At 37.3% G+C, this 12,287-nt stretch carries 13 protein-coding genes; 5 read left to right on the top strand and 8 right to left on the bottom strand.

The window, feature by feature from the left end:
• Positions 1 to 18: 18 nt before the first annotated feature.
• On the bottom strand, positions 19 to 1,770 hold the full coding sequence (gene ezrA, locus ED605_RS02310) for a septation ring formation regulator EzrA (RefSeq protein WP_121977308.1): 1,752 nt from the start codon (positions 1,768 to 1,770) through the stop codon (positions 19 to 21).
• Between the two features lie 174 nt (positions 1,771 to 1,944).
• Between ezrA and msrC the strand changes: the two genes are divergently transcribed.
• From msrC to ED605_RS02285, 5 genes are all read left to right on the top strand, one after another.
• Positions 1,945 to 2,403 (top strand): free L-methionine (R)-S-oxide reductase MsrC, encoded by a 459-nt coding sequence (gene msrC, locus ED605_RS02305; RefSeq protein WP_121977307.1) that lies wholly within the window; start codon positions 1,945 to 1,947, stop codon positions 2,401 to 2,403.
• A gap of 201 nt (positions 2,404 to 2,604) precedes the next feature.
• On the top strand, positions 2,605 to 3,216 hold the full coding sequence (gene rpsD, locus ED605_RS02300; RefSeq protein ID WP_121977306.1) for a 30S ribosomal protein S4: 612 nt from the start codon (positions 2,605 to 2,607) through the stop codon (positions 3,214 to 3,216).
• Between the two features lie 77 nt (positions 3,217 to 3,293).
• Positions 3,294 to 4,568, top strand: coding sequence for a replication-associated recombination protein A (locus ED605_RS02295; RefSeq protein WP_121977305.1), 1,275 nt, complete (start codon positions 3,294 to 3,296; stop codon positions 4,566 to 4,568).
• Positions 4,569 to 4,585: 17 nt separating this feature from the next.
• The gene (locus ED605_RS02290; protein ID WP_121977304.1) at positions 4,586 to 4,879 is read left to right on the top strand and encodes a hypothetical protein; all 294 of its coding nucleotides are present in this window, start codon (positions 4,586 to 4,588) and stop codon (positions 4,877 to 4,879) included.
• Positions 4,880 to 5,111: 232 nt separating this feature from the next.
• Entirely contained in the window at positions 5,112 to 5,594 is a 483-nt protein-coding gene (locus ED605_RS02285; protein ID WP_121977303.1) for a universal stress protein, read from the top strand.
• A gap of 117 nt (positions 5,595 to 5,711) precedes the next feature.
• Here the strand turns inward: ED605_RS02285 and ED605_RS02280 are convergent, their stop codons facing one another.
• From ED605_RS02280 to ED605_RS02250, 7 genes are all read right to left on the bottom strand, one after another.
• Positions 5,712 to 6,635 carry a helix-turn-helix domain-containing protein gene (locus tag ED605_RS02280; RefSeq protein WP_121977302.1) on the bottom strand — a complete coding sequence of 308 codons (924 nt, stop codon included), beginning with the start codon at positions 6,633 to 6,635 and terminating at the stop codon, positions 5,712 to 5,714.
• Positions 6,636 to 6,719: 84 nt separating this feature from the next.
• Complete coding sequence (locus tag ED605_RS02275) at positions 6,720 to 7,262, bottom strand: DNA-3-methyladenine glycosylase I (protein ID WP_121977301.1); 543 nt, start codon at positions 7,260 to 7,262, stop codon at positions 6,720 to 6,722.
• A 33-nt stretch (positions 7,263 to 7,295) separates the two neighbouring features.
• On the bottom strand, positions 7,296 to 8,816 hold the full coding sequence (locus ED605_RS02270; RefSeq protein ID WP_121977300.1) for a glycerophosphodiester phosphodiesterase family protein: 1,521 nt from the start codon (positions 8,814 to 8,816) through the stop codon (positions 7,296 to 7,298).
• Positions 8,817 to 8,973: 157 nt separating this feature from the next.
• Positions 8,974 to 10,101 carry a D-alanine--D-alanine ligase family protein gene (locus ED605_RS02265; protein ID WP_121977299.1) on the bottom strand — a complete coding sequence of 376 codons (1,128 nt, stop codon included), beginning with the start codon at positions 10,099 to 10,101 and terminating at the stop codon, positions 8,974 to 8,976.
• Between the two features lie 162 nt (positions 10,102 to 10,263).
• Positions 10,264 to 11,034, bottom strand: coding sequence for an ABC transporter permease (locus ED605_RS02260; RefSeq protein ID WP_121977298.1), 771 nt, complete (start codon positions 11,032 to 11,034; stop codon positions 10,264 to 10,266).
• Entirely contained in the window at positions 11,021 to 11,902 is an 882-nt protein-coding gene (locus ED605_RS02255) for an ATP-binding cassette domain-containing protein (RefSeq protein ID WP_121977297.1), read from the bottom strand. Before ED605_RS02255 ends, ED605_RS02260 begins: the two co-directional genes overlap by 14 nt.
• Positions 11,899 to 12,267 (bottom strand): GntR family transcriptional regulator, encoded by a 369-nt coding sequence (locus ED605_RS02250; RefSeq protein WP_121977296.1) that lies wholly within the window; start codon positions 12,265 to 12,267, stop codon positions 11,899 to 11,901. Before ED605_RS02250 ends, ED605_RS02255 begins: the two co-directional genes overlap by 4 nt.
• Positions 12,268 to 12,287 lie beyond the last annotated feature (20 nt).

Genomic DNA, 12,287 nt, shown 5'->3' with positions numbered 1-12,287 from the left:
TAATTAACTCACAATTGCTTAATGTTCTTCGGATTCATCTTGATCTGCTTGACCGTTACGCTTTTTCAATACCACTTTTGTATCAAAATAATCTTTTTTAATCTTTGAAAAAACGCCACTCGATTGATTTTCCAACGCTTCAGAAATTGTTTTAAGACTCTTGGCGTAGTCAAATTGTTTATCAAAATAATTTTGAGCTTTAACGCTTGCAGAGGCAATTTCAGGATTTGAACTAATGTAACGATTAGCATACTGAATTGTTTGTTCTGCCAGATTGGCATCGTCCAACATCCGAGTGGTCCGATCTTCTAAAGTATCCATGTCGGACTGAATAATAATCACCTGTTTACTGACATCATCTATATTGACATGCGCCTTATTAAGGTCTTCATTTAATTGCTTAATTTCACGAATAACTGCTGCAAAATTATTTTGATAGGTATCCGGAAGACCAGGAAGATTCTGATTATCAATTCGTCTCTTCTTATGTCGCATTTCTAAATCAAAGTGAGCTAACGCGTCTCGGGCTTTTTGCTCTTTTTCAGGTAAATCAACAATCGATTCAAATAGTTCCTTTTGCGAATTTTCTAATTCTTTTAAACTTGCCAACATCTTTTTTTGGGTTTCATCAATTTCTGAATAAATCGCATTCCCAGCATTCATATCTTCAATTTCACGTTGATAAGTTCTTTCCAATCCGGTAATTTGGCGATCATATTGATGATTATCTTCAATTTCTTGATGGGTGAGAACATAGCTCTGATTTAAAACCTGCAAACGATTAGTCAAATCTTCATTTTGACGTCGAACATGTTGGATATACTCCCCAATCATCTTTGTTGCCTTTTCAACATGTGGTCGAGCCTTAAATTCTTTATCAATTGCACTATACAAGTGATCAATAGATGTCTCAATTTTTTCATTAGATGCCGAAACATCCTCAACCTTAAGTTTAGCCAATTGTGTTAAATTCTTTTGGATCTGATCATGAAGCCGATTGAGTGCCATTTCAAACTGATCATTAGGAAATTGATACCCTTTTGATCGAAGCTCTGAGTAACCGTCATGAATTTCATCTAATTGAACCTTAAATTCTTTATCTAAAGAAAGAAATAACTTGGGAATCCGTTTCATATAATCTTCCAGTTTATCAGTCGCTGTATTTAAATCGCGTAAAACTTCATCGGCACTACTTGGATCACCACTTTTGGTCAATTTAGTGAATTCATCAAAAGTTCCTTCAATATCGGCCAACATTTTTTCAAGGCCATCAATACTTGGACCAAACGAGGCATTCTGATTTAAAATATCTTCGCGAAGATGACGATACTTTTTCTCAAGCTCCGACACTGCTTGCTGATGCTGCTTATTTAGATCATAAAGTTGTGCCAAACCTGCTTGAATTTCCTTTAGTGCTGCATCGGCCTCTTGAATTGTTTGATTGGCTACTTGCCAGTCACTGCGGGTTTTAATAAAATTAATCCCCTTGCCGTCTTCCTTAACGGTTTTTATTTGTTCATCGATTTCCGGCAAAATCTGATTACGATAATGTTGGTATTTATTATGCAACTGGCCATATTTTTTCTTTGACTCACCCGTTAAATTCATTTTCTTGGCAAGGGCAAATTCATCGTCCAGCGGAATTTTATTCAAATCCTTTTTACTTTCATAAACGCTTGTCGCCATCTTAATTGTTCGCCGTTGGTAAAATACAAAGCCTAGATAACAAGCTCCGACTACCACAACAATTACTATCAGCAAAATAAACATTCGATCCCATCCTTCAGATAATAAAAATAATAAAGCCCATATAAAAACACATTATTGTAGAAAAAAATGCCAAAACAATCTATTATGTAGTAATAAATAGCAAAAGTGCCCTAAGTTGAATTATATCATAGTAGGTAGGTTTCAACAGATTATTTTTAAGTGAGGAAAAAATTTATGCAAAACGTAACAGATTTGGTCAATCAACAACTCGATGCATTGTTATATGAAGAATCCGATGTCATTGCCAATATGGCTAACGCTGCCGCCCTTTTAAACCAAAGTTTGGATCAAATTAACTGGGTTGGTTTTTACCGATATGTACCAGAGAAGGACGAACTAGTATTAGGACCATTTCAAGGCAAAGTAGCTTGTATGCATATTAAAAACGGTCAAGGCGTCTGTGGCACTGCTCTGTCGAAAGGAGAGCCGCTAAGGGTGGCCGACGTTCATCAATTTGCCGGACACATTGCCTGCGATAGCGACTCTAATTCAGAGATAGTGATCCCAATTTTTAAAAATGGTCAGCCATTGGGTGTTTTGGATATTGACTCACCGATTTTAGACCGTTTTTCTAAAAAAGATGAAACATTGCTAACCGAATTTGTTAAGATCTTTTGCCAACACATTGACTAATTGACGAATTCTCGATACAATGTACTTCGTGTAAAATAATGCAGCAGTGGGTGGTAAGCTCGTCAACATACCGTTGCCTATCTTTATAGGTTCTGCAAGTAACTCAATTCGGCTGCTTGAGCGAAAGAGCAAAGCGATATGCACGAATACTAAACCTACAATGGCTTATTTTACTCCAAAAAATAATTGGAGGATTTTTTTATGTCTAGATATACAGGTCCAAGCTGGAGAATTTCACGTCGTTTAGGTATCTCTCTTTCAGGTACCGGTAAAGAACTTTCCCGTCGCCCTTACGCCCCAGGTGATCATGGTCAGGGACGTCGCCAAAAGCTTTCTGAATATGGCTTACAACTTAAAGAAAAGCAAAAACTTCGTTATATGTACGGGTTAACTGAACGTCAATTTGCTAATTTATTCGTTCGTGCCGGTAAGATTCGTGAAGGTAAGCATGGTGTTAACTTTATGATCTTACTTGAAAGACGATTAGATAACATCGTTTATCGTTTAGGCTTGGCAACTACTCGTCGACAAGCTCGTCAGTTAGTCAACCATGGTCACATCACAGTTGATGGTAAACGTGTTGACATTCCTTCTTACGAAGTTAAACCCGGTCAAGTGGTTTCTGTACGCGAGAAATCCAAGGATCTCCAAGTCATTAAAGATGCAGTTGAAGCAGTTGTGGGCCGTCCACAATATGTTAGCTTCGATGCTGATAAACTTGAAGGCTCATTGGTTCGCCTTCCACAACGTGAAGAACTTGATGCTGACATCGATGAATCACTAATTGTTGAATACTACAACAAATTAGGTTAATTCGTTGTTACGGTAACTAAAAGACGTTTTGCGAAAGCGGAACGTCTTTTTGTATTATCAAAAGGAGGGTTGTTATCATGCAACAACCGCTTGCCTATCGAATGCGTCCCACAAAAATTGAAGACATCGTTGGCCAACAAGATTTGGTAGGCCCTGGTAAAATTATTAACCGGATGGTTAAGGCTAAAATGTTGTCTTCAATGATTTTGTATGGACCACCAGGAACTGGTAAAACAAGCATTGCCAGTGCCATTGCCGGTTCCACCAAATACGCATTTCGCGTTTTAAATGCCGCAACCGATACGAAAAAAGATCTTCAAATTGTTGCTGAAGAAGCTAAAATGAGCGGTACCGTCGTGTTATTATTGGATGAGATTCATCGCTTAGATAAAACAAAACAGGATTTTTTATTGCCGCTTTTAGAAAAGGGAACAATTATTTTAATCGGCGCAACTACTGAAAATCCTTACATCAGTATTAATCCAGCTGTTAGAAGTCGAACTCAAATCTTTCAGGTCCACCCACTTTCACCCCAAGACATCCAACTAGCAGTTCAAAGGGCGTTGAAAGATAAAAAAAGGGGTCTGGGCCAATTCCAGGTTCATCTAACTGATGACGCAATGGACTTCCTGTCAACGGCCACTAATGGCGATTTAAGAAGTGCTTTAAATGGGCTGGAACTGGCCGTCAAGTCAACCCCCAAAGATCGTCACGGCATCATTCAAGTTGATTTATCAGTCATTGAGGAGTGTTTGCAGCGTCAATCATTAAGCGCTGATAAAAATGGTGATGCTCATTATGATGTTATTTCTGCATTTCAAAAGTCGATCCGTGGTTCAGACGTAGACGCTGCCCTTCACTATGCCAGTCGTTTAATAGAGGCCGGCGACTTGATTTCTTTAATCAGACGCTTGTTGGTGATTGCTTATGAAGATGTTGGGCTGGCCAACCCGGCTGCTTGTGAAAGAGCAGTAAGTGCCGTCTCGGCTGCCAAACAGCTTGGCTTACCCGAAGCCCGAATTCCTTTGGCAAATGCAATTATTGAACTATGTTTAAGTCCAAAGTCTAATTCTGCAATGACGGCAATTGACAATGCGCTTAGCGATGTTAAAGCCGGCCATTACGGTGAGATCCCACTTTGGCTAAAAGATGCCCATTACAAGGGTGCCAAAAAACTTGGGCACGGTGTTGAATACAAGTATCCGCACGATTTTCCAAATGATTGGGTCAAGCAACAATACCTTCCCGATAAAATAAAAAACGCTCAATATTACCATCCCAAAGATAATGGTAAAATTGAAAAAGCGCTAAAAGAACAATATTTGAGGTTACGACGTTCTTTTAATCAATAAAACAACTGGAGAAAAAAATGATCATTAATATTCTTGTAGGCCTTGCCGTTCTCATCACTTTTTTCATCGGTTATTACCTACTTTCCCATTTAAACAAAACAATGTTTGAAATCGAAGTTTCAAAAAATCCAAGATTGACAAGAGTCGCAAAATCCGGCGGGATTACCTCTATTATTTTGGGAATTCTTGGAATCCTATCAATTATTATCCAAAATGACATCTTTATTTTAATTGTTTTGTTAGTGACAACTTTTGCTGGAACCATTCTTGAAATGGTGATGATGAACATTATCAATCATCCCAAAAGGTAGCCGCTATTGAAAATTTGACGATGGCAAAAAGTAACTCGGCAATCTAAAATCGGTTTATTCATCTTTAATTATCACAATTTAGTTTGATGAGTTGTTGCTTGATTATGTCATACTCTATAACTCATCTTTCTTTGCAACCCGCCTTCGTCTTGCAAGACGCTTATTTATTTCTTTGTATTTGAAACAAAATAACGTACAATTAAGGTATAAAGATGAAATGAAGGTGGGCAAAATGATACAACAATATAATCAAATTTTGGTTCCAGTTGACGGTTCATACGAAGCTGAACTGGCTTTTAAAAAAGGCGTTGCTGTCGCAATTCGAAACCACGCATCTCTCCATTTATTACATGTCGTCGATACCCGAGCATTTCAAAACATTTCAAGTTTTGATACTTCGATGGTTGAGCAAGTAACTGATACAGCCAAGCAAACCTTGGATAAATATATTGATGAAGCCAAAAAAGCCGGTTTAGACGATGTCGACTATTCAATTGAGTATGGCGCACCAAAAACGGTTATTGCGCGCGATATTCCAAGAAATTTAAATATTGATTTGATTATGATTGGTGCAACGGGGCTCAATGCCGTTGAACGATTATTAATCGGCTCAGTCACAGAATATGTAACGCGAACCGCAATCTGTGATGTGTTGGTTGTTAGAACTGATTTAAATAATCAACCTGCTAAAAATCCTAGTAAGCGAGTAGGCTAATTTCATTGAATTGCATCAATTCCAATTTATGTGAACGTTGCGACTAATTAATTTTAAAGAAGCGTATCAAACAAGTACAAATTTGTTTGATACGCTTCTTTAAGTCCGATTTGAAATTTACATAATAGACGTGTGATGACCTTTGGTTTTATTCACTTCACTTTTAACCAAATCAACCAGATATTTTTGGTTTTTAGTCATAATCTTTTCATAAAGCGGCTGATTCCCGCGCAAATCAGCAATAAACATCGCTGCAAATTGACGCATCGTTGCTTCGAGTGGCTGGCCGTTTGCATATAAGCACTTAGAAGCTAATTCTTCCAATACATCAACTTTATACATTGAATTATCTGAGGTTAAACGTTTTAAAAATTTGGTACATAAATTCAATGCCCGATCATACTTTTCAAGTTCAATATAAGTTGCGATGATGTCAATATATAAATCAGTAATTGCGTAAATATCAACGCCACGATACAATCCCTGATGTAACTGAATCTCTTCGAGAATTCGAATACTCTCCTCAATAAATTTGGTTGCCCGATCCGTTTTGTTGAGCTTATGATAGGCAAGGCCCAATCCCAAATTTGACCAGGCACGATAAAAAATTAATTTATTGCTGGTATACTTTGTCAACATCCAATTAAAGTGATAGATAGCTTCTTCGATTCGATCATCAATATAAAGCTCTGCGAATCCTTGGTAGCAATAATATTTGCCTTCCGAAAGCTTGGATTCCAATTTATCAAAGCTCACCTTGTCCATTCGTTCATGCGCTTGCAAATAACAATGCCGACGCATATCACTTTCGATGTAAGAAAAAGTTTTCTCACCATAACGAGGATTATATGAAATATCCGTTAAATTAATTGCTAAACGCTGACAAAGTTGGTTAAGAATATCAACTTTTGGACAAACGTTTTTTCTTTCAATCATGCTAATGGTTGCCTGTGTACAAATTCCTTCTGCCAGTTGTTTTTGAGACATTTTTTTCTTTTTCCGAATCCGCCGAATGGCCGAACCAGTAATTTTAATTGGCATTAAAGATGCTCCTTTCTAAATTTTGAAATCCATTTTAACTCCACTTAAGTTAACAAATTCTGTCACAATCAATGACTTTAAAGACTATCGAAAATCACACGTTACTAAATGATCATTGATTACCCCAACAGCTTGTAAATAACTATAAACAGTCACCGGCCCGATTCTTTTTAACCCAAACTCTTTAAACGCCGACACAAACGGCTTAACAAATTCTTGGTAGTCTTCACTTCTCAGTGATTTCACCAAAACGTGGTCTAACTGAACGTAATGGACGGGTGCCCAAGTTAAATCAACAAAATAACCGGGGTTTTGGGAAACAATTTTGGCATTATCAATAATCGCTTGAATTTTTCGCCGATTTCTGATCATTCGTTTGTCCCGGCACAGAAAATTCAATTCGTCCAAGTCTAATTTTGCCAAGTAATTAATAGAAAATCGATGAAGCAACTGGTCCATACCATCTTCATGCTTTAAAATCACCTGAAATGCCAGTCCAGCTTGCAGAATTTCCAAACACAATGCTCGAAATAGTGTCTGAACTTCGCGAGTTGGCTTTCCCCACTGCGTATCATGATAAACCATTAATTCTGGGCTTTTAGTTGCCCATGAGCATCTAGTAGTCATTTTCCATCACCTCTACTAGTTATATACGCAAAATTATAAATATGTGGTTAACAAATTTAGCAATAATAACCAATTATTTCTTTGTGGTAGAAATTGCAACTTTTTTAAGGCGAATGCCCGATCAGTTACTTGGCCACCAACTCCCATCAGACTTAGTTGTTTCATGGACCAGATATGATCATCAGTCCATGCGTAAACAGGCCGTTTGGGCTGAATTGATCGTAATAAAAATGGTGTCAGCGTCGTATGCTGCAATGTATAAAAATCAACCCGATAATTGGCAATCCTTGAAAAGTTAAGCATCGTGACCAAACCAATTCTAATTTTTGGAAAACGGGTTTTGATTTGACGCAAAAAATTATAACCAACGGAATGCACCATACTAGGTTGCTTTAATAGTTGTTTCCCAAATTGGTTAGCAAACCTGGTCCCCATCTCTTTATCAGAATCGTTGGTAACTTTTAGTTCAACAATTAAGGGTTGCTTAAACCGGTTAGCAAGTTTTAAATACTTTCCAAATAATTCAGTACGATGTAACTTTTTGATAGTTGCCAGTTTTAAATGATCAATTTCTTGGCGACGATGATGAAGCGTCTTGATAGTATCATCATGAGCACAGATAAAATGGTGATCTTTTGTTTCCTGTACATCCATTTCAATATAAGGAAAATGGTATCGGCTATTTTTCTTCAGAGAGCCAATTGTGTTAGGAATACTATTGCCATTAATCACACCCCGATGCACAATAATCGTCTGTTGAGAAAGTGCTGTCGATCCAGGATACCAAGAGTTACTCATTAACGTAATTAGTAGCAAAGAGCCAACTCCTAAAGCTGGTCTTAAAGAGAATTTCAACCTCTTGATTGACTCTTCTACTGGGAATGTGAGCAGCTTAAAAAGAAGGTCAAGCTCAATTAGTGGAATCAATAAATTAATGATGCCAAGACTTAAAATGAAAAAAAGCCTTTGGTTAATCAAGGCGTTGATCAACATTAGTCCGCCAACAAGGCCAGCAATTAAAGCGATTTGAGTAAAAATTAGCGTGTAACTTATTAATAAATCCTTTAATGATGAAGCCCGCCATGCCCTTTTTAGCACTTGAAGCAGTCGTTGGTCGAGATTTTGAAACCAATAATAGAAAAATCGTCTCATAACCAGTGCAATGGTTAATAGAGCAATATAAAGTATCCCCAAGCTGCCCACTATCCAATATCGGTTAATTGTCAACCAGGTAAACTGATTGCCACTTAAAGGGAAAGCAGTTATAAAATAACTACTTAATCCAAATAACCCCAATGGCAATAACAGCCCCCACAACCCCAAAATTGTAAGAATAAAGGCCAGCATTGATTTAAATCGAAAGTGGCTGTTATCAGGTAGTTGCTTTGATGCCCCAAGAAAAATCACGGATCCTAATAACCCAATCGATAGCAATGCACTCACCACTGAAATCAGGTCACTGTTAGAGACCAGCATGAGCCATTTTAAAAAGGTTACCAATAGCGTAAAACTAATAAAAAGAAAATTAAACTTTTGAAAAATTATTTTATTCAATATCTGACCACCCCCAAATCAAAAAGCGGAATGCTGCTTGTCAAAAGTTTAATCCAAGACAAGTCGCTTCCACTTTTTAATCAATACACATCACTACCCGTTTAGAATAACCCGTTAATATAAACCGATGCTTTTCAATTTATATCGATAGTGAGTGTTATTTAATATCTTGATCTCGCGGTGGTAATGGTTTAAAGTCATACAAAACCTTAGACTGCCGTTCGAATTCTTCATTTGCCAACTGAATTAATCGATCAATCAACTCAGTATACGAAATTCCTGAGGCCGCAAACAACTGGGGATATAAGCTAATATTTGTGAAACCAGGTAATGTATTTACCTCGCTAACATATGGCTCCTGATCTTGAGAAACTAAGAAATCGATTCTGGCCATTCCCTTCAACCCAAGTGCCCGGTATGAGTCAAGTGCCATTTTAGTTAATTGTTGTGATAAACTTTCGGGAATCTTTACTGGAACATCAAATTGAACCTGACTAGCATCGACAAATTTATTATCATAAGTGTAAAATTCGTCATTAGCTGGGATCTTAATGGCACCAACCTTGGAAGCAATCGGATGAAGATTCCCCAAAACTGAAATTTCCAACTCTTCAGGTCCCTCAATTGCTTCTTCAACTAGGACTTTACTATCATAGCGAAATGCATCCCGTATAGCTTCAGCATAGTCATCGGCGTTTTCAACTTTATGAATTCCTACAGAAGATCCCTGGTTTGCCGGCTTGACAAACAGAACTTGTCCCAGCTCAGCACTTAAGGAATCGTAACTGTAGTTTTCAACAGTCAATGGCGTTAGAAGTTCGTAACGGGTGATCGCAATTCCAGCCAATTTTAAAATTTTCTTAGTAATATCTTTATCAAAAGACATTGCTGAAGCTAACACACCACTACCAACATATGGTTTATTTAATAATCGCAACAGCCCTTGAATCGTACCATCTTCGCCCAAGTTACCATGAATGATTGGGAAGAAGACGTCAATATTAGCATCCTCACTCAAATTAAGGATTGGTGCAAGTGGATTACTTTTATCAAGCTTAGCAATTTCTTGGCGCGCAACCTCATCCTCAGGTTCACCATTAAAAACCCGAGTTGAGGCTTTTGTTCCTAAAAAGTAGCCATCTTTAGTCATCAAAAACAGACTCACGTCATACTTATCCTTATCCATCGCATCGTAAATATTATGCGCCGAACGCTTCGAAACATCGTGTTCAGAAGAATTACCACCAAAGATCAGGCCAACGTGGAGCTTTTTAGTATTTTCCATGATTTCTCATCCTATTCGTATATATTTCAGAAACTTAAGTATAACATTAAAAAAACGGATAATAAAATTTTTTGCCATATTTTAATTGCAATTACGAAAGCCGACTAGCCAACCCATTCAAATCAAGACAAATTTGGTTGCTTAAGAAGCTTTTAAATTCAATTATTCGCGTTTTAGCTGTTTCTTTGAAAATAAATATCGAATAATCACTAGTAAAGCGATGTTAACAATCAACATGAAACCCATCATTGGAAACGGATTAAAAATGCCACTTCGATGATACCCAAATATAAACTCAGCAAATGTTTCCACCCAAGTCATTTTAAATGAAGAGGTTCGTAAGGCACTAAAAATATAAATTAGTGTGACACCGCCAATGATTGGGGTAGCAACTAAAATAATCCGCTGCCAAGTTCTTGAAAAGAGAGATAAGAAACTGCCAATTGTCATCCCAATCAATGTCATGGTTACTAAAATCAAAGCACTAAAGATGAAATGAGCCCCTACCGATGTCAATTCATGATTAAAGAATTTAGCATATACTGCCATAAATAAGTCAAAATTACTTCGATGAGCCATTGGCGTATAAATTAAATAATTGTACAAAAGATTAATTGTATTGCCAATTAAAATAAATAAGCCATAGACTGTAATTTGAGCTTCAAAGAAGGTTTTCCTAGAGATGCCATTTTGAATTAAAAATTTAAAATTTTCATACGACAAAGTTGCGATAATAAACATAAAAAACGTGAAGAAGCCTGTAATTGGCGAATTCTTCAAAATATTTCCAAACGAATAACTGCGCAAGGACCCTGTAATGATGGACAGCAATAACGGTAAAATATAAATGGCCAAAAAAGTAACTAAATACATTTCACCTAAAATGACAATCTGCCGTTTAAATAAATATTTGGTAATTTTATTGGTTTTCATCATGACGACTCCCCTCAAATTGATTTGTGAGGAAAATAAATAATTTTTGAAGATCAAAATTGGATAATTGAACTGTATCCGGCAACTGCCGATCATCTAAATCGCCATAGACATAGTTCACACGAATTGTCCCCATATTGTCGTGCCCGATAACGTTCAGTCCTTTTGTATAAGCCATTACATCCTTCTGCGGGCCAACTACTGAATGAGTCTTGGCAAGCACGTCCTCAACCGGCGAATTAAGCATAATTCGTCCTTCATCCAGAACAATGACATCACTAATTAAATTAGCAACTTCTTCAATTAAATGGGTCGAAATGATAAATGCTCGAGGATGATCACTATAAGATTGGATTAATTCGGAATAAAACATCTCCCGATGATTAGCGTCCAAGCCGAGCACCGGTTCATCCAACAAGACAAACTTAACGGGAACGGATAAAGCAAGAATTAATTTAAAAATCGAATTATAACCGGTAGATAATTTACCAAATTTTGAAGTTAAATCCAGATCAAATTTCTCAGCCAATCGTTGCGCAAGCTGGTGGTCAAAATTCCCATAAATGAGTTCCGTATCAGCAATAATCTGATTTAAAGTATTCCCATTTGGATATAAATTTACCTCACTCATTAGAAATATAAGTCCTAGTTTAGCATCATTGTCGCTAATATCTTCCGAATCGATCTTCACTTGGCCGGTATCCGCAAAAATCCGGTTAGTCATAATATTAAGCAACGTGCTTTTACCAGCTCCATTTCGACCAAGGAGCCCATAAATTTTATTATCCTCAAACGTTAAATTAACATCCTGTAACACATTTTTAGAGCCAAAAGTTTTGGACACATGGCTGACCTCCAAAATGCTCATTTTTCATAACCTCGCTTTATCAATTGAAGTAATTCCTGCTCAGAAATATCCAAATTACGGGCTTCTTTTACTAAGCCAACAACAAATGACTCAAAGAATTCATCCCGTTTCTCATTCACGATTTTATCACGAGCACCCCGACTAACAAACATTCCCAAGCCACGTCGCTTTTCAATCAAGTTTTTGGCAACCACAATATTCATACCCTTTAGAACTGTCGCCGGGTTAATATGAAACTCCTTTGAAATTTCGGTAGTTGAAGGGATTTGTTCACCTTCTTCAAAGCCCCCGTTGGCAATTGCATCTTCAATCTGCTCAGCAACTTGGCGGTAAATCGGCTCGGAACTATCAAATTGAAATTGCATTGAGCACCACTCCACCGTTC

Origin of the sequence: Lentilactobacillus raoultii (assembly GCF_900411375.1) — a bacterium.
Classification (GTDB): Bacteria; Bacillota; Bacilli; order Lactobacillales; family Lactobacillaceae; genus Lentilactobacillus; species Lentilactobacillus raoultii.
The sequence above is the reverse complement of the archived record's forward strand: the minus strand, read 5'-3'. Positions and strand labels throughout refer to the sequence as shown.